Source organism: Citrobacter sp. GW821-FHT07H02 (assembly GCF_059418505.1).
On sequence record NZ_JBWKPZ010000012.1, the window covers coordinates 55,821 to 78,502 of the forward strand.

24 protein-coding genes are annotated in these 22,682 nt (G+C 53.2%); 11 read left to right on the forward strand and 13 right to left on the reverse strand.

The window, feature by feature from the left end:
- Position 1: 1 nt before the first annotated feature.
- The 5 genes from AC07NP_RS13445 to cpxP form a co-directional block, all read right to left on the reverse strand.
- Positions 2–751 carry a CDP-diacylglycerol diphosphatase gene (locus tag AC07NP_RS13445; RefSeq protein ID WP_494660773.1) on the reverse strand — a complete coding sequence of 250 codons (750 nt, stop codon included), beginning with the start codon at positions 749–751 and terminating at the stop codon, positions 2–4.
- A gap of 105 nt (positions 752–856) precedes the next feature.
- A complete protein-coding gene (sbp, locus tag AC07NP_RS13450; RefSeq protein ID WP_494660774.1) occupies positions 857–1,846 on the reverse strand; it encodes a sulfate/thiosulfate ABC transporter substrate-binding protein Sbp in 990 nt (329 codons plus the stop codon).
- 222 nt (positions 1,847–2,068) lie between these two features.
- Positions 2,069–3,031, reverse strand: coding sequence for a 6-phosphofructokinase (gene pfkA / locus AC07NP_RS13455; protein WP_162379691.1), 963 nt, complete (start codon positions 3,029–3,031; stop codon positions 2,069–2,071).
- 185 nt (positions 3,032–3,216) lie between these two features.
- On the reverse strand, positions 3,217–4,119 hold the full coding sequence (gene fieF, locus AC07NP_RS13460) for a CDF family cation-efflux transporter FieF (RefSeq protein ID WP_494660775.1): 903 nt from the start codon (positions 4,117–4,119) through the stop codon (positions 3,217–3,219).
- A gap of 148 nt (positions 4,120–4,267) precedes the next feature.
- Positions 4,268–4,768, reverse strand: coding sequence for a cell-envelope stress modulator CpxP (gene cpxP, locus AC07NP_RS13465; protein WP_494660776.1), 501 nt, complete (start codon positions 4,766–4,768; stop codon positions 4,268–4,270).
- A 150-nt stretch (positions 4,769–4,918) separates the two neighbouring features.
- Here cpxP and cpxR point away from each other — a divergent pair, with 150 nt between their 5' ends.
- Positions 4,919–5,617, forward strand: coding sequence for an envelope stress response regulator transcription factor CpxR (gene cpxR, locus AC07NP_RS13470; protein ID WP_038635960.1), 699 nt, complete (start codon positions 4,919–4,921; stop codon positions 5,615–5,617).
- The gene (cpxA, locus tag AC07NP_RS13475; protein WP_203359388.1) at positions 5,614–6,987 is read left to right on the forward strand and encodes an envelope stress sensor histidine kinase CpxA; all 1,374 of its coding nucleotides are present in this window, start codon (positions 5,614–5,616) and stop codon (positions 6,985–6,987) included. The genes cpxR and cpxA overlap by 4 nt, the downstream gene beginning before the upstream one ends.
- Before the next feature lie 35 nt (positions 6,988–7,022).
- Here cpxA and yiiM read toward each other — a convergent pair whose 3' ends face one another.
- On the reverse strand, positions 7,023–7,697 hold the full coding sequence (gene yiiM / locus AC07NP_RS13480; protein WP_494660777.1) for a 6-hydroxyaminopurine reductase: 675 nt from the start codon (positions 7,695–7,697) through the stop codon (positions 7,023–7,025).
- Between the two features lie 153 nt (positions 7,698–7,850).
- Here yiiM and AC07NP_RS13485 point away from each other — a divergent pair, with 153 nt between their 5' ends.
- Positions 7,851–8,747, forward strand: a complete 897-nt coding sequence (locus AC07NP_RS13485) for a dihydrodipicolinate synthase family protein (RefSeq protein WP_494660778.1) — start codon at positions 7,851–7,853, stop codon at positions 8,745–8,747.
- A gap of 45 nt (positions 8,748–8,792) precedes the next feature.
- On the opposite strand, the gene sodA is transcribed toward AC07NP_RS13485, so the two are convergent.
- The gene (sodA, locus tag AC07NP_RS13490) at positions 8,793–9,413 is read right to left on the reverse strand and encodes a superoxide dismutase [Mn] (RefSeq protein WP_203359391.1); all 621 of its coding nucleotides are present in this window, start codon (positions 9,411–9,413) and stop codon (positions 8,793–8,795) included.
- Positions 9,414–9,699: 286 nt separating this feature from the next.
- On the opposite strand from sodA, the gene rhaT reads away from it, so the two are divergent.
- The gene (gene rhaT / locus AC07NP_RS13495; RefSeq protein WP_494660779.1) at positions 9,700–10,734 is read left to right on the forward strand and encodes an L-rhamnose/proton symporter RhaT; all 1,035 of its coding nucleotides are present in this window, start codon (positions 9,700–9,702) and stop codon (positions 10,732–10,734) included.
- On the opposite strand, the gene rhaR is transcribed toward rhaT, so the two are convergent.
- Together rhaR and rhaS are read right to left on the reverse strand one after the other, a co-directional pair.
- The gene (gene rhaR / locus AC07NP_RS13500; protein WP_203359392.1) at positions 10,731–11,579 is read right to left on the reverse strand and encodes an HTH-type transcriptional activator RhaR; all 849 of its coding nucleotides are present in this window, start codon (positions 11,577–11,579) and stop codon (positions 10,731–10,733) included. The two genes, rhaT and rhaR, sit on opposite strands and share 4 nt — an antisense overlap.
- Before the next feature lie 88 nt (positions 11,580–11,667).
- Positions 11,668–12,504, reverse strand: coding sequence for an HTH-type transcriptional activator RhaS (gene rhaS / locus AC07NP_RS13505; protein WP_192613892.1), 837 nt, complete (start codon positions 12,502–12,504; stop codon positions 11,668–11,670).
- A 303-nt stretch (positions 12,505–12,807) separates the two neighbouring features.
- On the opposite strand from rhaS, the gene rhaB reads away from it, so the two are divergent.
- The 5 genes from rhaB to rhaM all read left to right on the forward strand — a co-directional run bounded on the left by rhaB (position 12,808) and on the right by rhaM (position 18,037).
- Entirely contained in the window at positions 12,808–14,277 is a 1,470-nt protein-coding gene (gene rhaB / locus AC07NP_RS13510; RefSeq protein ID WP_203359393.1) for a rhamnulokinase, read from the forward strand.
- A complete protein-coding gene (gene rhaA, locus AC07NP_RS13515; protein WP_494660780.1) occupies positions 14,274–15,533 on the forward strand; it encodes an L-rhamnose isomerase in 1,260 nt (419 codons plus the stop codon). Before rhaB ends, rhaA begins: the two co-directional genes overlap by 4 nt.
- A 149-nt stretch (positions 15,534–15,682) precedes the next feature.
- The gene (rhaD, locus tag AC07NP_RS13520; protein WP_203359395.1) at positions 15,683–16,507 is read left to right on the forward strand and encodes a rhamnulose-1-phosphate aldolase; all 825 of its coding nucleotides are present in this window, start codon (positions 15,683–15,685) and stop codon (positions 16,505–16,507) included.
- Between the two features lie 70 nt (positions 16,508–16,577).
- Positions 16,578–17,726 carry a lactaldehyde reductase gene (gene fucO, locus AC07NP_RS13525; RefSeq protein WP_494660781.1) on the forward strand — a complete coding sequence of 383 codons (1,149 nt, stop codon included), beginning with the start codon at positions 16,578–16,580 and terminating at the stop codon, positions 17,724–17,726.
- Complete coding sequence (gene rhaM, locus AC07NP_RS13530) at positions 17,723–18,037, forward strand: L-rhamnose mutarotase (protein WP_203359397.1); 315 nt, start codon at positions 17,723–17,725, stop codon at positions 18,035–18,037. Before fucO ends, rhaM begins: the two co-directional genes overlap by 4 nt.
- Positions 18,038–18,078: 41 nt before the next feature.
- On the opposite strand, the gene AC07NP_RS13535 is transcribed toward rhaM, so the two are convergent.
- Together AC07NP_RS13535 and AC07NP_RS13540 are read right to left on the reverse strand one after the other, a co-directional pair.
- Positions 18,079–19,470: a carbohydrate porin gene (locus tag AC07NP_RS13535; protein WP_494660782.1), complete on the reverse strand. Its 1,392-nt coding sequence runs from the start codon at positions 19,468–19,470 to the stop codon at positions 18,079–18,081.
- A gap of 346 nt (positions 19,471–19,816) precedes the next feature.
- Positions 19,817–20,365: a helix-turn-helix domain-containing protein gene (locus AC07NP_RS13540; RefSeq protein WP_203359399.1), complete on the reverse strand. Its 549-nt coding sequence runs from the start codon at positions 20,363–20,365 to the stop codon at positions 19,817–19,819.
- A gap of 100 nt (positions 20,366–20,465) precedes the next feature.
- On the opposite strand from AC07NP_RS13540, the gene AC07NP_RS13545 reads away from it, so the two are divergent.
- Together AC07NP_RS13545 and AC07NP_RS13550 are read left to right on the forward strand one after the other, a co-directional pair.
- Positions 20,466–21,125 (forward strand): AzlC family ABC transporter permease, encoded by a 660-nt coding sequence (locus AC07NP_RS13545; protein WP_203359400.1) that lies wholly within the window; start codon positions 20,466–20,468, stop codon positions 21,123–21,125.
- Positions 21,125–21,448 (forward strand): AzlD domain-containing protein, encoded by a 324-nt coding sequence (locus tag AC07NP_RS13550; RefSeq protein ID WP_162381570.1) that lies wholly within the window; start codon positions 21,125–21,127, stop codon positions 21,446–21,448. Before AC07NP_RS13545 ends, AC07NP_RS13550 begins: the two co-directional genes overlap by 1 nt.
- A gap of 42 nt (positions 21,449–21,490) precedes the next feature.
- Here AC07NP_RS13550 and AC07NP_RS13555 read toward each other — a convergent pair whose 3' ends face one another.
- On the reverse strand, positions 21,491–21,703 hold the full coding sequence (locus AC07NP_RS13555; RefSeq protein WP_494660783.1) for a YdgH/BhsA/McbA family protein: 213 nt from the start codon (positions 21,701–21,703) through the stop codon (positions 21,491–21,493).
- 129 nt (positions 21,704–21,832) lie between these two features.
- Entirely contained in the window at positions 21,833–22,669 is an 837-nt protein-coding gene (gene fdhD, locus AC07NP_RS13560; RefSeq protein ID WP_494660784.1) for a formate dehydrogenase accessory sulfurtransferase FdhD, read from the reverse strand.
- Positions 22,670–22,682 lie beyond the last annotated feature (13 nt).

The window sequence follows — 22,682 nt, forward strand, 5'->3', positions numbered from 1 at the left end:
GTTACTTCAGAATATCACATTGATGATCCTGAATTTCCTCGGCAGACGCCAGGTTGAACGCCAACAGATTGCGTTGTGTTGCCAGCAATACAAAAGTGTCATCGCTCTGGCGCACCATTGCCAGTGCGTAGCTACCCATATGATCGCGCGCTTCTGGCACCTCTTCCGCCAGCATCATAAAGGGACTGCGCTGCGCCAGTTCGTTCTCGGTGACCCGACGGGCCAGATACTCGTGTCCGCGTAATCCACCCGCGAGCGGCAACCAGCGAGTGCCGATTTTTGCCATATTGTCATCAAGTTGCGCTCTAACGTCCTTGCGCAAACAGGAGATATGGATGTGGAAATGGTTTTGCGTCCGCCCGGTGCGTGAGTTGATTGCCAATGACACGGCGCTGTCAGGGATCTCCTGTCCGTACTTTTGGCTCATAAAACTACGCGCCTGCCAGGCCAGCCAGAAGAAATTGGGCGTGAACGGCTCCGTCAATAAGGGACTCTCCGTGCCGTTAATGCGGTAAGTTGGCATTAACAGATATTGCAGAGGGCCATTTCTGTCTTTAAACACCACATAACCTGCCTCCGGCGTCACTTCTGTACAGGGCGCCGGATTGTGATGCTGACGCTGATTAGGTACGCACTGCTTCAGGACTTTCTCCCGTAGCGCATCCGGATTTCCTGCAAATTTCCAGTAGCCGATACCCGCTGCGGCGGCGATGACGACAATCGCCAGTGAAAGATAACCTGCTTTTTTCATTGTGCGTTTCCTGTATCTCATTGAAGTGCAAGAGTAACGCAAAATGATGACAATTAAAAAAGCCCGATGGCATAGCGCCAGCGGGCCTGAAAATCGCAGAAATGGTTAGCGTTTGCTGATTTGGTCGAAGGTTCCACCGTTTGCAAAGTGCTCTTTTTGCGCTTTTGTCCAGCCGCCGAACGCCTCATCAATGGTGAAGAGTTTCAATTTCGGAAAAGCGCCTTCATATTTCTTCGCAACATCAGGATTGCGCGGACGATAGTAGTTTTTCGCTGCAATCTCCTGGCCTTCCGGCGAATAGAGGTACTTCAGATAGGCTTGCGCCACCTCAGTGGTGCCTTTTTTCTCAGCCACTTTATCGACGACCGAAACGGTCGGTTCCGCCAGGATTGACTCGCTCGGGGTCACAATCTCGAATTTGTCTTTACCGAGTTCATGAGTTGCCAGCAGCGCTTCGTTCTCCCAGGCAATCAGGACATCACCAATCCCGCGTTCTACGAAGGTGTTGGTTGAACCACGAGCACCGGAATCGAGGACTTCCACATTCTTAAACAGCGCCTTCACGAAGTCCTGGGCTTTCGCCTGGTCGTTGTTGTTGTGGTGCAGGGCGTAACCCCACGCCGCCAGATAATTCCAGCGTGCGCCGCCTGAGCTTTTCGGGTTCGGCGTGATGACGGATACGCCAGGTTTTACCAGATCGTTCCAGTCATGAATTTGCTTTGGATTCCCTTTACGCACCAGGAAGACGATGGTGGAGGTGTAAGGCGCAGAGTTATCCGGCAGACGTTTGATCCAATTTTTATCAATGCGACCACGTTCCGCAATGGCGTCTACATCGTAGGCCAGCGCCAGGGTTACCACATCCGCCTCAATGCCGTTAATCACGGAGGTCGCTTGCTTGCCGGAACCACCATGTGACTGGCGGGTCACCACGTTATCACCCGTTTGCTGTTTCCAGTGCGCGCTAAACGCTTTGTTGTACTGCTCGTACAACTCACGCGTTGGATCATACGAAACGTTAAGTAATTGAATATCCTTCGCCAGAACGCTGGTGGATGCCAGCAACAACGTTAATCCCACGCCCCATTTGTTCATCGCCCAACTCTCTTATGCTGTGTTGTGATGATCAGAGCGTGCCAGAAAGGAATTCAAACATTAAAGAATAAAAAAAGATTTGCTATAACTATGGGGAATATAAATAAACGTAAAAAAGGCGGGATTCACTCCGCCTTTATACCTGATGGCGCTACGCTTATCAGGCCTACATGCTGCATTTGTAGGCCGGATAAGGCGCAAGCCGCCATCCGGCAATTGCGATCAGTACAGTTTCTTCGCGCAGTCCAGCCAGTCACCTTTGAATGGGCGCTTCATGTTTTCGATAGCGTCGATGATGTCGTGGTGAACCAGTTGTTCGTTCTGGATACCGACGCAACGACCGCCGAAACCTTCCTGCAGCAATTCAATGGCATACGCCCCCATGCGGGACGCCAGAATACGGTCGTAAGGCACCGGAGAACCACCACGCTGAATGTGTCCCAGTACGGTTGCACGGGTTTCACGTTTGGTCTCTTTCTCGATGAAATGCGCCAGTTCGTCAACGTCACACATGTGTTCAGTGATAGCGACGATGGCGTGTTTTTTGCCTTTCGCAATACCGGCTTTGATTTCAGCGACCAGATCTTCGCGGCTGAATTCCACTTCCGGCACCACAACAAACTCACAACCACCGGCAATCGCTGCCGCCAGGGTCAGGTCGCCACAGTAACGTCCCATCACTTCAACGATAGAGATACGTTGGTGAGAGGAGGAGGTATCACGCAGACGGTCAATCGCTTCAACCACCGTCCCCAGCGCCGTAAAGTAACCGATGGTGTAGTCGGTGCCTTTGATGTCGTTGTCGATAGTGCCTGGCAGACCAATGCATGGGAAGCCCATTTCAGTCAGGCGTTTTGCACCCATATACGAACCGTCACCGCCGATCACCACCAGCGCGTCAATGCCCCGTTTTTTCAGGTTTTCGATAGCCACGGCACGCACATTTTCATCACGGAATTCCGGGAAACGCGCGGAACCGAGGAAGGTGCCGCCACGGTTGATCATGTCGGACACGCTGTAACGGTCAAGCTGAACCATACGGTCTTCATACAGACCCAGGTAGCCGTCATAAATACCCATTACTTCCAGCCCTTCCGTCAACGCTGCGCGCACAACGCCACGGATTGCTGCGTTCATGCCCGGCGCATCACCGCCGCTTGTCAACACACCGATTTTCTTAATCATGACTACCTCTGAACTTTGGAATGCAAAATGAAATCTGTTGCCGGAAGCCGATTCTGCATATCGACACGATCCAACGCATATGCAGATAGTATAGCAATCACTTCCTGCTGAATTGATTCAGGTCAGGCCAAAAGGCGGTAATTTATACACAAAATGCTGGCCTGGTTCACTTTTTTTACAACGAATTACGAAAGCTCAAACCTTTTACCTTCCCTGGGTACGACGGAACACGGGTCCTGATGGATAATGACATCAGAGCCCGGAAAACGCCGTAAAATCGCCTGCTCCACCTGTTCAGCCACCAAATGGGCCTGAACGAGAGGCAGATGATCTTCCATTTCCAAATGAATCTGAATAAAGCGAGTCGGCCCTGACTGCCGTGTGCGAAGATCGTGAGCGCCGCTGACACCCGGCCATGATGTCACGATACCAATAATTTCCTGACGTTCGTCGTCGGGCAATGCGCGGTCCAACAACGATTGCACCGCCTCATATCCCATTCGCAACGCGCTATATAGAATATAGATGCCGATTCCCAACGCAAACAAGGCGTCTGCACGATGCCAGCCATACCAGGCGAGGCCAAGCGCCACAAGAATCGCTCCGTTCATCATAACATCAGACTGATAATGAAGCATATCTGCCCGCACAGCCTGACTTTGCGTCCTGCGCACGACCCAGCGCTGAAACGTGACCAAAATAAGCGTGCAGACCAGTGCGATAACCGTCACCACGACGCCAACGCCCGGATCCTTCATCGGCGTGGGTTGGATGAGGTGTTGAATGCCGGTCAAAAATAAAAACAGCGCAGAACCCGAAATAAACATACTTTGCGCCAGCGCCGCCAGCGATTCGGCTTTGCCGTGCCCGAAAGTATGTTCATCGTCTGCGGGTTGCAGCGAATAACGCACCACCAGAAGATTCGTTAGCGACGCGGCAATATCCACCAGCGAGTCCACCAGCGCCGCCAGAATACTTACCGACCCGGTGTACCACCACGCAAAAATCTTGATTAAAAGTAGCAACGACGCCATCACTGTTGCAGCGATTGCCGCCCGGCTTACCAGCCGTCCATAGGTTTGATTCATAAACACTCCTGCCAGGACATGCCGGTAGTATAACGGATGACGTAAAACAGTCAGACAATAACCGGATGACAAATTGAGGGCAAAAAAAACCCCCACATCATGTGGGGGAAGACAGGGATGGTGTCTATGGCAAGGAAAACAGGGTTTGTTACTGGGAACGTGAGCTGCTACTACTCAATAAATTCAACGATGAGCCTTTTTGCCATTGCGCCACGTCGCGCAGCTGCTCCATTCGTTGCTGATGTTTCTCATTTAAAACCGCTTGCTGCTCCGGCGTTAACAGGCGATACATCTGGTTGCGAACCCTGGCCATTTCGACCTGGCGGGCAACCTGTTCTTGTGCCATTTTTTCTGCCTGAGCGCGCACAGCGCTTTCATCAAATTTTTCTGCGGTGACAAGGCGATGCATTGTCTCCACTTCGCTAACATTAACAGGAGGCTGTTCGTGTCTTGCCTGCTGCATCAGATCTCTCATCTGTTGACGCTGATGTTCGGTTAAACTTATGCCGTCAAACATATGGCTCTGCGTACTGCGCTGCGTCGATCCTTCGCCCTGGTGCCAGTTATCGCCTGTAACGACTTCAGCAGCGTGGCTTAAAGAACTGAGTGCCAGCGTTGAGGCCATGACGGCAGCGGTAACTTTGCGCATCACTTGCTCCCAAAATCTTTTCTGTCGCGATTCAACGAGAGACAGTTTACGATTCGGGCTGCAAACATGCGTCAGGGGGTGTAAAACAACGTAAAGTCATGGATTAGCGACTCCTGATGACGTAATTTCTGCCTCGGAGGTATTTAAATAATGAATAAAATCCTGTTAGTTGATGATGACCGAGAGCTGACTTCCCTGTTAAAGGAGTTGCTCGAAATGGAAGGCTTCGATGTGCTGGTTGCCCATGACGGGGAGCAGGCGCTTGAACTTCTGGACGACAGCATTGATTTACTTTTGCTCGATGTCATGATGCCGAAGAAAAACGGTATCGATACATTGAAAGCGCTTCGCCAGACACACCAAACCCCCGTAATCATGCTGACCGCGCGTGGCAGCGAACTGGATCGCGTACTTGGTCTTGAGCTGGGCGCGGACGACTATTTACCCAAACCGTTTAATGACCGCGAACTGGTCGCGCGCATCCGCGCTATCCTGCGCCGCTCTCACTGGAGCGAACAACAGCAAAGCAGCGATAACGGCTCGCCAACGCTGGAAGTGGATGCCTTAAGTCTCAATCCAGGTCGCCAGGAAGCCAGCTTTGATGGCCAAACTCTGGAGTTAACCGGCACCGAATTCACCCTGCTCTATTTGCTGGCTCAGCATCTCGGCCAGGTGGTTTCGCGTGAACATTTAAGCCAGGAAGTGCTGGGCAAACGCCTGACGCCGTTTGACCGTGCGATTGATATGCATATCTCGAACCTGCGCCGTAAGCTGCCGGAACGTAAAGACGGACATCCGTGGTTTAAAACCTTACGTGGCCGCGGCTATCTGATGGTCTCCGCTTCATGATAGGGAGCCTTACCGCGCGCATCTTTGCTATCTTCTGGTTGACGCTGGCACTGGTGTTGATGTTGGTTCTGATGTTACCCAAGCTCGACTCACGCCAGATGACCGAGCTACTGGACAGCGAACAGCGCCAGGGGTTGATGATTGAGCAACACGTTGAAGCTGAACTCGCGAACGATCCACCCAACGACCTGATGTGGTGGCGTCGCTTGTTCCGGGCGATTGACAAGTGGGCGCCGCCTGGACAGCGGTTATTGCTTGTTACCACAGAAGGACGCGTGATCGGCGCAGAACGCAACGAAATGCAGATCATTCGTAACTTTATTGGTCAGGCGGATAACGCCGATCATCCCCAGAAGAAAAAGTATGGCCGCGTTGAGATGGTGGGACCGTTCTCCGTCAGAGATGGAGAAGATAACTACCAACTCTATCTGATCCGCCCGGCCAGCAGTTCGCAATCCGATTTTATTAATCTGCTGTTTGACCGCCCTCTGCTCTTGCTGATTGTGACGATGCTGGTCAGCACCCCGCTGCTTCTCTGGCTGGCCTGGAGCCTGGCAAAACCAGCGCGTAAGCTCAAAAACGCGGCGGATGAAGTGGCGCAGGGTAACTTACGACAACATCCGGAACTGGAAGCAGGCCCGCAGGAATTTCACGCGGCTGGCGCCAGCTTTAACCAAATGGTGACTGCGCTCGAGCGAATGATGACCACGCAACAGCGTCTGCTGTCGGACATCTCTCACGAGCTGAGAACCCCGCTGACACGTCTGCAACTCGGCACCGCCCTGCTGCGCCGCCGTAGTGGCGAGAGTAAAGAGCTGGAGCGTATTGAAACCGAAGCGCACCGACTCGACAGCATGATCAACGACCTGTTAGTGATGTCGCGTAATCAGCAGAAAAATGCGCTGGTCAGTGAAACGATGAAAGCCAATCATCTGTGGGGCGATGTGCTGGATAACGCCGCCTTCGAAGCCGAGCAGATGGGCAAATCGTTGACGGTGAATTTCCCGCCGGGACCATGGCCGCTCTATGGCAACCCGAATGCGCTGGAAAGCGCGCTGGAGAATATTGTCCGTAACGCCCTGCGCTATTCACACACGAAGATTGAAGTCGGCTTCGCGGTGGACAAAGACGGGATCACGATTACCGTGGACGACGATGGTCCGGGCGTCAGCCCTGAAGACAGGGAACAGATTTTCCGACCCTTCTACCGTACCGACGAGGCGCGCGATCGCGAATCCGGCGGGACCGGCCTGGGTCTGGCGATCGTTGAAACCGCCATTCAGCAACATCGTGGCTGGGTCAAAGCGGAAGACAGCCCACTGGGTGGTTTACGCCTGGTGATCTGGCTACCGCTGTATAAACGCGCTTAATTGTGGCGCCGGGCATCATCCCGGCGCGCAATTTTTTATTTTCCCCACAAACGACGCGAATTGTCTTCGATCTTGCCGCTTAAGCGCCGCTTCTGCATCGTTCTGGTCCAGCTTTTTGATAACCCTGCCGCCGACAACAAACGGTGATACTGCGCATCATCAAACGGCATATGCCAGGCAATAGCAATTGCCTCCTGTACCGTGACGTCACTGACGCGCGACACCAGAACCAGCGGCGCATCCGCCGAGACTTTCCCGGCAGAGATAACGCTGTACAACCAGCCCGTTTTACCAGCGTTTTGCATCTGGCTCGCCATGTCGCTGATGCCGAAATGATAGTTGAGTTTGAAGCAGGGCGAACGCGGTTGCGTTACCTGAATCAGCGTCTCTCCCCACTGGAAGATATCGCCAATATAGACATTCTGTTCAGTCAGACCGTCGGTTGAGAGGTTTTCACCAAACGCGGGCGCGACAAACCTATCCGCCTGTTCCGGGAATTCCCTGGCCCAGTGCAGATAATGCTCTCGCGGGTAATGGCACAGTGCGCGATCGGGCCCACCGTGGATTTTCGCCTCCGCCTGCTCATCGCCCTCCAGACCCAGTTCCGTCAGCATCAGTTCGCCATCCACCTGAATCTTCGCAATCGCGCTGGGGCGGCTTCCCGTATAGTCCAGAACCTTGCCTGTAAACACCTCGACTGGATATCGCATCTGTTCCCTCTCCCCGATAAATAATCCTCATTAGAGCATATTTATTTTACCTCAGCCGCTCAAAATGAGAGCCGGATTCACATGATGAATGGCCAGACATGCTATCAATTAGGATGATTTTAAAACGCCATTTCATAACAAGGAGTCAACAACGTGACAGTACAATCGCAATTTGCTGGTGTCTGGTGTCCCTCCATTACGCCGATGGATAATGATGGAAACGTCGATCTCTCCGGTCTGAAGCATCATCTCAAGCGTCTTACCGACGCCAAAATCGATGTTATTTTGCTGATGGGCAGCATCGGTGAATTTGCCTCTTTTAGCCTTGAAGAACGGCTGATGCTGATCCGGGAAGCGAGATCAATGAGCTCGCTGAAGATGGTCGCCAACGTCTCCTCCACCTGTATGAGCGACGTTTTACAGATGGCGCAGGAAGCCGACAAAGCGGGTTACGATGCGGTGATGGTATTACCGCCGTACTATTACGGACAAACAACAAAGCAGCTCCTGAGCTATTTCCGCAAACTTGGTGGCGCATTACGCGGAAAATGGTTTGCCTACAATTTCCCGGCACGGACCGGCTGTGATTTAACCCCCGACCTGGTCGCCACTCTCGCTGCCGAGTTCCCCAATTTTGCTGGTATTAAGGATACCGTCGATTGCCAGTCCCACACCCGCAGCATGATCCAGACCACCCGTGCCGTGCGTGATGACTTTGCCGTCCTCTCCGGCTATGACGAGTATTACATCCCTAACCTGATGGCGGGCGGCGCAGGGATCATTTCCGGCTTAAACAACGTGATGCCTGAGCTTTTTGTCGACGCGCGCGAGGCGTTTAAACAGGGCGATTTGCAAAAGTTGCGTGAAATTCAAGACAAGATCGGTACCTATATGTCCATTTACGCCATTGGTGAGGATTTTGTCACCACGATTAAAACCGTGGTATCGCGTAAATTTGGTTATTGCACCGGGGTTTCGCGAAATGCAGGCGGTGAGCTGAGTGAGAAGGACTGCCGAACGATTGACGAGGTGTTTTTGACAAAAGGTTGAGTCATGCAGCCTGATGGCGTTACCGCCATCAGGCAACAATCAGACTTATTTTTTCGCGGCGAAACGCGCTGCTGCTTCGTCCCAGTTCACCACGTTCCAGAACTCTTTAATGTAGTCCGGACGGCGGTTCTGGAATTTCAGGTAGTAAGCGTGTTCCCACACGTCCAGACCGACGATCGGGAAGCCAGACGCGCCAGAAACAGCTTCACCCATCAGCGGGGAATCCTGGTTCGCGGTAGACACGACGGCCAGTTTGTCGCCTTTCAGCACCAGCCACGCCCAGCCAGAACCAAAGCGAGTGGCAGCCGCTTTCTCAAACTCGGCTTTGAAATTATCAACGGAACCGAAGTCACGTTCGATAGCGGCTTTCAGATCGCCCTGCAGGGTAGTGCCGGTTTTCAGGCCTTTCCAGAACAGGCTGTGGTTAGCGTGACCGCCTGCGTTGTTACGCAGTACGGTTTTCTTGTCCGCTGGCAGTTGATCCAGTTTCGCGATCAGCTCTTCGGCAGACAGGCCAGCGAATTCTGGCAGGCTTTCCAGCGCCGCATTGGCATTGTTGACGTAGGCTTGATGGTGTTTGGTATGGTGAATTTCCATCGTCTGCTTATCGAAGTGCGGTTCCAGTGCATCGTAAGCGTACGGCAGGGATGGCAGGGTATAACTCATAATCATCTCCATTATTATCGAGCGGCTGGGTGTTAATGCCGCGTAAGCAGTTGGTTCATTATAGTTAATTAAATGATATTGAAAATGATTATCAATGCCGTACTTTTCGTAAGGATATAAACCCTCCCCCACTTACCAAAGATGTGAACTAAATCACCCGCTTAACGCGCCTATTGCCAAAAAGAACAAAAAAGCGGCAACGGGAAGAAGGTTAAGAATCTGCGCAATTTTTACACTCATCACGTCGAAGGGGTAACGCGACAATAAAAACGATGAGGATGACGTCATGAGTAACGCGATTACGATGGGTATTTTTTGGCATTTGATAGGTGCGGCCAGTGCAGCCTGTTTCTATGCCCCGTTTAAGCAAGTAAAACAGTGGTCATGGGAAACGATGTGGTCGGTTGGCGGGATTGTCTCCTGGATTATCCTGCCGTGGACCATAAGCGCCCTGCTGCTGCCCGATTTTTGGGCCTACTACAGCTCTTTTAACCTTTCTACTTTATTACCTGTTTTCCTGTTTGGCGCCATGTGGGGTATTGGCAATATTAACTACGGCCTGACCATGCGCTACCTCGGTATGTCGATGGGGATTGGTATCGCGATTGGCATTACGCTGATTGTCGGTACGCTGATGACGCCCATTCTCAACGGTAATTTCGATGTCCTGATCAACACGGAAGGCGGACGCATGACGCTGCTTGGCGTGTTGGTGGCGCTTATCGGTGTGGGGATTGTGACCCGTGCCGGGCAGTTGAAAGAGCGTAAAATGGGCATCAAAGCCGAAGAGTTCAACCTGAAAAAAGGTCTGTTGCTGGCAGTAATGTGCGGGATCTTCTCTGCCGGCATGTCCTTTGCGATGAATGCCGCCAAACCGATGCATGAAGCCGCTGCCGCCCTTGGCGTAGACCCGCTGTATGTCGCTCTGCCCAGCTATGTCGTGATCATGGGTGGCGGCGCACTGGTCAACCTGGGTTTCTGTTTTATTCGTCTGGCAAAAGTGAAGAATCTGTCGATAACCGCCGACTTCTCGCTGGCAAAATCCCTGATCATCACCAACGTGCTGCTGTCAGCGTTGGGCGGTCTGATGTGGTATTTGCAGTTCTTCTTCTACGCCTGGGGCCACGCACGCATTCCGGCGCAGTATGACTACATCAGTTGGATGCTGCACATGAGTTTCTACGTCCTGTGCGGCGGTATTGTCGGGCTGGTGTTGAAAGAGTGGAAAAACGCCGGTCGACGTCCTGTGAGTGTGCTGAGCCTGGGCTGCGTGGTGATTATCATCGCCGCCAATATTGTCGGAATGGGAATGGCGAGTTAGTCGTTGTGATGACTGAGATGACGCCACTGGCTTGGCGTCATCCCAGTTTCCCGCGTGAACACCACTGAAAAATAGTTACTGTCCTCAAACCCACATTGCATCGAAATCTCACCGATCATCAGGCGGCTATGCTGGAGCAAATATTGCGCGTGGCAGACGCGGATCTGGCGCAAATATTGGTTGATGGTCATACCGGTTTGTGCGCGAAACTGCTGGCGCAACACGCGTTCACTGCAGGTTTCCCTGGCGCAAAATTCATCCAGCGCAAACGGGTGCTCCAGGCTGCCCGCCAGCGCGGTGATCAGTTTATCCAACAGCGTTTCGCTTGAGGTAGCAGGAAGATTATCCGTGGCATAGCGATGGCGCTGCAGGATCATCACCAGTTGCCCAAACAGCAGTTCCGCCATACCGTTAGCCAACGGGCAGCTCTGCTGGCTTTCATGCTCAAGCTGGCTGATAACCTGCCGCGCCTGAGTCATACCGGCGCTGGTCAGACGCCAGTGTGGCTGCCATTGGGTTCCGTTAAATCCAGGTATCGCCTCTTCCCACCGCAGATTTAGCTTCAGCCGCTCCGGGCAGTAGATGATGTTCTGTAATACCAGATCATTAACAGACGTATAGGAGTGTTTATCTTCGGCACGAATGTAGAACAGGTCGCCGCGTGTAATGCGATAGGGACGTTCATTGAGCACATGCAAACCGTTGCCACGCCAGACCAGCACCAGTTCACAAAAATCATGGGTATGTTCCGCAAAGACATTTTGCGGATAGCGATCGGCGACAGCAACCGCCTGCGCGTCGCTTGCAAAAAAGTCGGCTTTATGAAGAACGAGCTGATTTGCCACCACATCACCTCTACCAATAACAACACTCTATTATGCGTCAAGCGGCGGCAAAAAATATTGATATACCCGTCATACTTCAGCATCTGCGTTATTGCAGCAATGCGTCGCGCCCCTGGCGGATATCACGCGGCGACCAGTCAAATTCGCGGCGAAAAAGCGTCGAAAAGTGGTTACTGTCGCCAAATCCGCAGCGATAGGCGATATCGGTAACACTGTCATCGCTATGGCGTAGCAAATGACGCGCTTTAATTAAACGCAGCCGGTTCAAATAGCGCTGCGGCGTCAGCCCGGTTTGTTGTTTCAACTGACGGTGCAAGGTGCGTAATGAGAGCGAAAACCGATCGGCCACGGCTTCCCAGCAGACCTCTTCGGCAAAGTGATCTTCCAGCCAGGCCATCAGGTGATTCAGCCGCGCATCATTATCCGTCGCCCCTTCCATCAGACTGCTTTTGCGCAGCAATACCAGCAGCTGCATAAACACGATTTCGCGATTGGCGACCGCTGGCGTGTCCATCTCTCCATCGGGTTGTTCCAGTTGAGCAACCAACTGGCGCACCTGCTGTAACACCCCCTGGTTTACCCGCCAGTGGGACGGATACAGCCCATCTTGTTCCTGCGGTAAAAGCTGGTTCAGCCCTGCCAGAAACTGGAACGCATCCGGCGAACGATAGAGCACGTTGGTCAGACACAGATTGTCAGTATGTTCATACATGTGTCGGTCATGATCGCGAACAAAACAGACGGTGCCGCCGCTGATGGTATACGGCTGTCCGTTGAACACATGAATGCCTGTGCCATGTTCAACGATCACGATTTCATGAAAATCATGATGGTGTTCAGGAAAAGCAGACTGCGGAAGCCGGGGTTCAATGGCGATAGGGACCTTACCTGACGGAAAAAAATCCACGCTGTGCAATAGGGTCATGATGGCTTCCTGACATGAAGTGGAACATGACTGAAATAGTAATTAAGGGGTCGCCACCTCACCTTAAAGTTTTGACACGAAAGCGCGCATATCCGGTCATTTTTTCAAGACAGGGCAGGAAAGTTCGCTAAATGCGGACGCCGTCACATCAGGTAAAAACAGGCTCATTACTGGAAACTGTGAACGTCATCACGTTCATCTTTGCTTTCTTGCCAGCGGCTAATTTTGGCTGTCAGTAGCAAGAAGGTACCTTTTCCCCGGGGTTCTTAGACTCATAGCCATCACTCCTGGAAGGACCTCATTATGACTTTTCGCCATTGTGTCGCTGTCGATCTCGGCGCATCCAGTGGACGCGTTATGCTGGCGCGTTACGACAGTGAACGCCGTTCCCTGACGTTGCGTGAAATCCACCGTTTCGTGAATTGCCTGCAAAAAACAGACGGCTTCGACGCCTGGGATATCGACAGTCTGGAAGGAGCCATTCGTCTTGGACTGGAGAAAGTCTGCGATGAAGGCATCCGCATTGACAGTATCGGGATTGATACCTGGGGCGTGGACTATGTTCTGCTGGATAAACACGGTCAGCGCGTCGGCCTGCCCGTCTCCTACCGTGACAGCCGCACCACAGGCGTGATGCAACAGGCGCAGGCGCAACTCGGGAAAGCGGAAATCTATCGCCGCAGCGGTATTCAGTTTTTGCCGTTTAACACGCTGTATCAATTACGCGCGCTGGTTGAACAACAACCGGAACTGATCCCCCAGGTGGCGCACGCTCTGCTAATTCCTGATTACTTCGCCTATTGCCTGACCGGCAAAATGAACTGGGAATATACCAACGCCACCACTACGCAGCTCGTCAATATTCATACCGACGGCTGGGATGACACGCTGCTGGCGTGGACCGGCGCGAATCACGCCTGGTTCGGCACGCCAACGCATCCGGGCAATGTCATCGGTCACTGGATTTGCCCGCAGGGTAATCAGATCCCGGTCGTTGCCGTCGCCAGCCACGATACCGCCAGCGCGGTGATTGCCTCTCCGCTGGCAGAAAAAAACAGCGCCTACCTCTCTTCCGGTACCTGGTCGCTGATGGGCTTCGAGAGCAGAACGCCTTATACCAATGATGCCGCGCTAAGCGCCAATATTACCAACGAGGGCGGTGCGGAAGGACGCTACCGCGTGCTGAAAAATATCATGGGACTGTGGCTGCTGCAGCGCGTCCTGAAAGAACGCCAGATTACCGATCTGCCTGCGCTGATCGCGCAAACGCAGGCACTGCCCGCTTGCCGTTTCGTGATTAATCCCAATGACGATCGCTTTATCAATCCTGCCGATATGGGCGCGGAAATTCAGGCTGCCTGCCGTGAAACCGGTCAACCGGTGCCCACGCAAGACGCCGAACTGGCCCGCTGTATTTTCGACAGCCTGGCGTTGCTGTACGCCCGCGTCCTGCAGGAACTGGCCGACCTTCGTGGTGAAGCCTTCACCAGCCTGCATATCGTCGGCGGCGGTTGCCAGAACGCATTACTGAACCAACTGTGCGCCGACGCCTGCGGTATCCGTGTGATGGCCGGTCCCGTAGAGGCGTCCACGCTCGGCAACATCGGTATCCAGCTTATGACGCTGGACGAGCTGACCAACGTTGATGATTTCCGTCAGGTAGTGAGCGCCAACTACGACCTGACCACCTTTATTCCTCATCCTGATAGCGAAATTGCCCGCCATGTTGCGCAGTTTCAATCCACACGACAGACAAAGGAGCTTTGCGCATGACCACTCAACTTGAACAAGCCTGGGAACTGGCGAAACAGCGTTTTGCTGCGGTAGGTATCGATGTCGAAGAGACCCTGCGTCAGCTCGATCGTCTGCCGGTCTCTATGCACTGCTGGCAGGGCGATGACGTCGCCGGTTTTGAAAATCCGGAAGGCAACCTGACCGGCGGTATTCAGGCGACGGGTAACTACCCGGGCAAAGCGCGTAACGCGACCGAATTACGTGCCGATCTGGAGCAGGCGCTGAGCCTGATCCCTGGGCCGAAGCGCCTGAACCTGCACGCGATTTATCTCGAATCCGACACCCCGGTTTCCCGTGATCAGATCAAGCCAGAACACTTCAAAAACTGGGTGGAGTGGGCGAAAGCCAACCAACTGGGTCTCGATTTTAACCCGTCCTGCTTCTCGCATCCGCTGAGCGCTGACGGTTTCACCCTTTCCCATCCGGACGCGAAAATTCGCCAGTTCTGGATCGATCACTGCAAGGCCAGCCGCCGCATCTCCGCCTATTTTGGTGAGCAACTGGGCACCCCGTCGGTGATGAACATCTGGATCCCGGATGGCATGAAAGACATCACTGTTGACCGTTTAGCACCACGTCAGCGTCTGCTGAATGCGCTGGATGACGTCATCAGCGAGAAACTGGATCCGGCGCATCACATTGACGCCGTAGAAAGCAAGCTGTTCGGTATTGGCGCAGAAAGCTACACCGTCGGCTCCAATGAGTTCTACATGGGCTACGCCGCCAGCCGCCAGACCGCGCTGTGTCTGGATGCGGGCCACTTCCACCCGACTGAAGTGATCTCCGACAAGATCTCCGCCGCCATGCTGTATGTACCGCGTCTGCTGCTGCACGTAAGCCGCCCGGTGCGCTGGGACAGCGACCACGTGGTGCTGCTGGACGATGAAACGCAGGCGATCGCCAGCGAGATTGTACGCAACGATCTGTTCGACCGCGTGCATATCGGCCTCGACTTCTTCGACGCGTCTATCAACCGCATCGCGGCTTGGGTTATCGGCACCCGCAACATGAAAAAAGCGCTGCTGCGCGCCCTGCTGGAGCCGACTGCCGAGCTGCGTAAGCTGGAAGCCGAAGGCGATTACACCGCGCGTCTGGCGTTGCTTGAAGAGCAGAAATCCCTGCCGTGGCAGGCCGTGTGGGAGATGTATTGCCAGCGTCACGATACGCCAGCGGGCAGCCAGTGGCTGGAGAACGTGCGCGCGTACGAAAAAGAGATTCTGAGCAAACGCGGCTAACTGAGCGCAATTGGTCTGTAGGCCGGATAAGAGGCATCGCGTCGCCATCCGGCAATCAATAAAACACGAATGCCGGATGGCGCTGTGCTTATCCGGCCTACGTAAGACCCGAGCGATTTCGGGCAACAAAATAGACAGGAACACCGAACATGCAGAACATTATGAATTCCTGGTTCGTCCAGGGGATGATCAAAGCCACGTCTGACGCCTGGCTGAAAGGCTGGGACGAGCGTAACGGCGGCAACCTGACATTGCGTCTGGATGAAGCGGATATTGCGCCATTTGCTGGCGATTTCCACGCAGAACCGCGCTATATCGCGCTGAGTCAGCCGATGCCGTTACTGGCAAACACCCCGTTTATCGTGACCGGCTCCGGTAAATTCTTCCGCAACGTTCAACTCGACCCGGCAGCAAACATCGGCGTGGTGAAAGTCGACAGCGACGGCGCGGGCTATCACATCCTGTGGGGTTTAACCCACGAAGCGGTGCCGACCTCCGAACTCCCGGCGCACTTCCTGTCCCACTGCGAGCGTATCAAGGCCACCGGTGGCAAAGACCGCGTGATCATGCACTGCCACGCCACCAACCTGATCGCCCTGACCTACGTGCTGGAAAACCGCACCGACGTCATTACCCGCCAGCTGTGGGAAGGTAGCACCGAGTGTCTGGTGGTTTTCCCGGATGGCGTCGGCATTCTGCCGTGGATGGTGCCAGGCACCGACGAGATCGGCCAGGCGACTGCGGTCGAAATGCAGAAACATTCGCTGGTACTGTGGCCGTTCCACGGCGTATTCGGCAGTGGCCCTACCCTGGACGAAGCGTTCGGTTTGATAGATACCGCAGAGAAATCTGCTGAAGTTTTAGTCAAAATCTATTCGATGGGTGGCATGAAACAAACGATCACGCGTGAAGAGCTGATTGCGCTCGGTAAACGTTTTGGCGTGACCCCGCTGGCCAGCGCCCTGGCGCTGTAATAGCACCGCCCGCACCCGGCGACACGGACACTGCCGCCGGACATACAGCTATAATTTAAGGAGAGTAATCATGAGCTTTATGTTGGCACTTCCGAAAATCAGTCTGCATGGCGCAGGGGCAATTGGCGATATGGTTAACCTCGTGGCGAATAAGCAATGGGGTAAAGCGCTGATCGTCACCGATGGTCAACTGGTCAAACTGGGTCTGCTGGATAGTCTGTTTGCCGCACTGGATGCGCATCAAATGTCTTACCACCTGTTCGATGAGGTGTTCCCAAACCCGACCGAAGCGCTGGTGCAAAAAGGCTATGCGGCATACCAGGACGCGAACTGCGATTACATCATCGCGTTTGGCGGCGGCAGCCCGATCGATACCGCCAAAGCGGTGAAAATTCTGACGGCAAACCCTGGTCCCTCAACGGCGTATTCCGGCGTCGGAAAAGTAAAAAACGCAGGCGTGCCGCTGGTCGCGATTAATACCACTGCCGGTACCGCAGCGGAAATGACCAGTAACGCGGTGATCATTGATTCTGCGCGCCAGGTCAAAGAGGTCATCATCGACCCGAACATCATTCCTGACATTGCCGTCGATGACGCCAGCGTCATGCTGGAAATCCCGGCATCCGTGACGGCTGCGACCGGTATGGACGCGCTGACACATGCGATCGAAGCCTATGTTTCCATTGGCGCGCACCCGCTCACCGACGCCAACGCGCTGGAAGCGATTCGCCTGATCGCCCTATGGCTGCCGAAAGCGGTAGACGAGGGTCATAACCTCGAAGCGCGTGAGCAAATGGCGTTTGGCCAGTATCTGGCGGGCATGGCGTTCAACAGCGCCGGTCTTGGTCTGGTTCACGCGCTGGCACACCAGCCGGGCGCCACCCACAACCTGCCGCACGGCGTCTGCAACGCCATTCTGCTGCCCATCATCGAAAACTTTAACCGCCCAAATGCCATTGCGCGTTTTGCTCGCGTGGCGCAGGCGATGGGTGTCGACACGCGCAATATGAGTGATGAAGCGGCCAGTATGGAAGCGATCAACGCCATTCGCGCATTGAGCAAACGCGTCGGTATTCCGGCAGGTTTCAGCCAGCTTGGCGTGACCAAAGAGGATATCGAAGGCTGGCTGGACAAAGCCATGGCCGATCCGTGCGCGCCATGTAACCCGCGTACCGCCAGCCGCGACGAGGTCCGCGAGCTGTATCTGGAGGCGTTATGATCCGCAAAGCCTTTGTGATGCAGGTGTATGCCGACACGCACGAAGAGTATCAGCGTCGTCATAACCCCATCTGGCCAGAACTGGAAGCGGTGCTGAAAGCACACGGCGCGCATCACTATGCGATTTATCTCGATAAAGAACGCAACCTGCTGTTCGCGACCGTCGAGATTGAATCAGAGGAGCGCTGGAACGCGGTTGCCAGTACCGACGTCTGCCAGCGTTGGTGGAAACACATGCGTGAAGTGATGCCAACTCACTCGGACAACAGTCCGTTGAGTGCAGAGCTAAAAGAGGTGTTTTACCTGGCGTGAGTTGTGTGCCCGGTGGTGAAAACGCCACCGGGCCATTTCGGTTAGAAATAGTATTTAAAGCGAACGCGGGCACCGTAACGATCGTCTGAGTCGTCGCCATTTATGCCATCACCATCGCTATCCAGAATCGAATAATACAGACCGAGGTAGATATTGAAGTTTTGCATATCCATCACGTTGGCGAACTGATACGAAGCGTGGATAGTATGGATGTCATAGGTGCCTTCATTGTTAATCCAGCAGTCGTCATCACACACGACCCCTTCAAAATCATCAATCTTGTTATGTGCATAGATATAGCCTAGCTCAAAGCGTTTCCACAGCGCATTCAGCCCGGCGGTAAAATCTTGTTCATCGCTGGCGTCAAGATACGCGGTATTCAGGTTCACCACCACGCCGTTATCCGCATCGGTCTTGAGTCCATTCCACGTCATTGTCAGACCGTAACCGGTTCGGTCGGACTGATCGACAAACTTGCCTTCGCCGTTGGTGTAGCCGTAAGCGTTATTGACCACGTTCGATTCCATCGCCGCAGCAACCGAGAACGCACCCTGCGACCACGAGATTACCGGACGCAAATAGGCAACGTTTTTCTGCTGCTCCATTGCGCGACCATGGAAATCGTCATCGTTATAAAGTGATGTACCGTCTTCCAACAGCGTGTTTAATTCAAAGTACCAGTTATCGATCTGTTTACTGACCAGGAAGTTACCGCCAGCATCAGAACGTCCACGGCCCTCTTTCATCATGTAGATATAGCCACTGCCGTCGTCATAAAGATCGTTGGCGGTATTACCCGAATGCTCAATAAAGGTATCCTGATTGAGTGGGAACATATCGTACGCTTCGAAGCGTCCAACCTTCACTTTCCAGTCATTCTCTCTGCCAAAGAAGAAGACCGAGTCATCGATATTCACCGAGCCTGACAGATCACCCAACGGTTGGGCGGAGAATCCGGCATAATAGCCATTATCCAGCTTACGCATGCCATCAAAGCCCAGCAAAATTCGGCCATTAATATTCCACTTTTCGTTAGTCGGATCATGATCAATATTGGCATTGGTCATCGCCAGCAGGCCATGATTACTTTCCGCATCCATATTGAATTCCACATCACCGTAAATTTTCAAATCGCCATATCCGGAAAGCAGTAGATTCGGTGTGGATACATTCTTTTTGGTCTCTTCCGCAGCCGTTTGACCATTGACTGGCGTATTCCCCTGTGCGGCTTTAATTTCGCGAATTTCACTCGTCTGTTGCGCCTCTAATTGCTGGAGCTGCGTTTCTGCTTTCGCCGCCCGGTTTTCAGCTGCCTCCAGCCGGGATTCAAGTTGCTCAAGACGTTGTTCCAGAGTCATTTTTTGCGTTTTAGCAATACTATTATTTGCTACTAATAATAGACCTATTGCTAACGCTAACGTCGATTTTTTCATTTATCCTCGTTCCTTGAAGTAAAGGATGACCCGCATATTCACTTAGGAATACGCGCAATGAATATAAAAATAAAATGTATTTTGTTTTTATATTTAATAGCAACAACAATCGAATGCATAAATAAATCACAATCGCTTGCCAGGTTGTCACAGGAGAATAAGTATTAGCATGCTGATTTTTTAGTGTAAATGCAGTGATTTTTCAGTTCGTGAGGAATATAACAATAGTGGCGAAATAAACGAAATATCGTAAAAACAAATAAATATAGTTTTTGTGAAGGGATAATCGTAATTAATAAATCAGCGTGGTTTGGTAAAAACCACGCATGAGAAAATCGAGGCTCGCTTAATTTTGCTCAGCCACCAGAATCGCCTGAGTGTCCGGTTCCAGCGCTTTGAAAATATGCTCCTGATCGGCGGGGTAACAAATATAATCACCCTCGTTTAACTCTTCTGGCGCTTCCGTCAGACCGACCAGCGCTTTTCCTTTCGTCACAAAAATGTGCTCAATCGCCCCCGATGAATGTGGATGTGAAATGCGATCCGCCCCGGGTTGCGTCAACAGCAGATAGATGTCACGCCGTGCGCCGGGTGGGCAACTTGCCAGCAAAATAGCCTGATAGTGCGCCAGCTCTGCCACGACTTTCGTCCCTTCTCCGCGACGGAGCACCTGCGTTTTTTGTACCTGGGGTTCAAGTAAGCGTGCAAAAGGAATATCCAGCGCAACGCAGAGCGACCAGAGCGTTTCCAGGCTAGGATTACCATTCCCCGCCTCCAGTTGCGAAAGCGTGGATTTTGCAATCCCTGCCCGCCGGGCGATTTCTGCCAGCGACAAGCCTGTACGTTGACGCTCACGCACCAGGCTTTTGGCAATCACGCTGATGGGTTGTGTCATACACGACTCCATGTTTTTTATATCGAACGAATCGTTCGTCTTGTAATGCAAATCTGTTGCGTTCATTATAATGGAAATTCGTTCGATATGGCTAAATAACATGAAGCACTTTCTCTCTTGTCTCAAAGGAGACACGATCAAAGCGATATTTTTAGTCTGTCTGGCTGTGGGGGTTGTCGGCATGTCTTACGGCTCGCTGGCGATGGCCTACGGTTTCCCTCTCTGGGTGCCGTTTGTGCTCTCCATCACCGTGCTGGCTGGCGCATCCGAATTTATGTTCATTGGCATTATCGCCAGCGGTGGAAATCCGTTAGCTGCCGCCGCTGCTGGCTTGTTGGTTAACGCCCGTCATATCCCGTTTGGCGTGACGGTACGCGACCTGGTAGGCACCCGCGCCGCGAGTTTTCTCGGCTGCCATATTATGAACGATGAAAGCGTCGTCTTTGGCCTGTCGCAAAAAACACCTGAACAGCGCAAAGCGGCCTACTGGCTGTGCGGCGCGGGTGTGGCGATTTTATGGCCGCTGGGCACACTGCTTGGCGCAGTGGTCGGCAAAATGCTGCCAGATCCGGAAACCATCGGGCTGGATGCCGTATTCCCGGCTATTTTACTGGCGCTGGTTGTCCCGGCATTCAGGAATCGAACCACACTGATCCGCGCCTGTAGCGGGGCGACACTCTCGCTCGCCGCCGTTCCTTTTGCTCCCGTGGGACTTCCTGTGCTGCTTTCCCTGCTTGGCTTACTGACGAGGAAAAAATAATGGGCAACATGACGCTGTTTATTATCGGCATCGCCATCCTCTCGGCAGGCACCTATCTGATGCGACTGGGCGGGGCAAAACTTGGGAGCCGCTTAGCCCTTTCTGAGCGTTCTCAGGCATTACTCTCCGATGCGGCCACCGTGTTGCTGTTTTCTGTGGCGCTGGCGACCACCTTTTATGAAAGCGACCATTTTGCCGGCATGGCACGCGTGTTGGGCGTCGCCTTTGCCGTATTTTTAGCCTGGCGCAAAATGCCATTGATTGTGGTGATTATCGCGGCGGCCGTGGTCACGGCATTGCTGAGACTGGCGGGCATAAACTAAAAAAGCGCCGCAAGGGCGCTCTTTCGACTGTTGGCTGGCTGCTTATTTCAGCAGTTCGGCCGTCATATGCACGCGGTTACCGGTGTAAGCCTGGGTGATTTTGTAGGCGCTGGCACCCGCCTGTTCAGCCTGAGCGGCAATTTTCGCTTCAGCGCTTTCCAGCGTCGAACCTGTCGCAGTAATCGACTGAGCGGCAAAAGAACCGAAAGACGTAGCGAGAGCGATAACTGCGACAAAAGTTTTGATGCTTTTCATGGTATAACCCTTTTAATTTAGTTGTTTGTATAAGGCATGCTGCCTTGATGTGATAAATAATAGCCTTCACATCACACAACTAAAAGCGGATGGATTTGCCAAACTCATTCAAAATAATTGACTGTTATTTTACTCAACAATCAATCGCTGTGGATGGGTATAAATCGTCGCTCTGCCCGGTTTGCAAAAACCCACCAGCGTCAGATTACAGCGCTCGGCGACTTCAATCGCGAGCGTGGTGGCGGCGGAAACGGCGAACAGAATCTCGACGCCGCACATCGCTGACTTTTGTACCATCTCATAGCTGGCGCGACTGGAAACCAGCGCGGCGCCGCTTCGCCAGGTGTCATCTTCCTTGCCACGCCGACCCAGCAGTTTATCAAGTGCAACGTGTCGACCCACATCCTCATGTCCCCCAGCCAGATGACCGGAGGGCAGAACCCATGCCGCGGCGTGAGTACATCCAGTGAGTTGCCCAATCGGCTGAAAATCGCTCAGATGCCTGAGGGCATGATCAAGGTTCGCAAGGTCAAACGTCTGGGTAAATGGCAGAGGTTGAACGGGTTTACCGATATCGTTGAGTTGCTCAACGCCACAAACCCCGCAACCGGTTCTCCCGGCCAATGCCCGGCGCCGTTCTTTCAGCCCCATGAAGCGCCGGCTGGAGAGCTCAACCTGGACTTCAAGGCCATTGCAGGAAGGTACAACCTCCATCCCATAAATATCGCGCGGGTGGTCGATAATGCCTTCAGAAAGCGAAAAGCCCATCGCGAAGTGCTCAAGATCTTTTGGAGAAGCCATCATCACGACGTGAGAAATCCCGTTGTATACCAACGCGACGGGCACTTCTTCAGCTACCTCATCCGGCTGAGGATGTTGTAAATCCTCACGTTTCCATAAGGTCACCTGGCGAGAACCTGTGACACACGTCACGTTTTTGACTTCTTCGGGATGTATCTTATTCACTTTCTTTTAACCG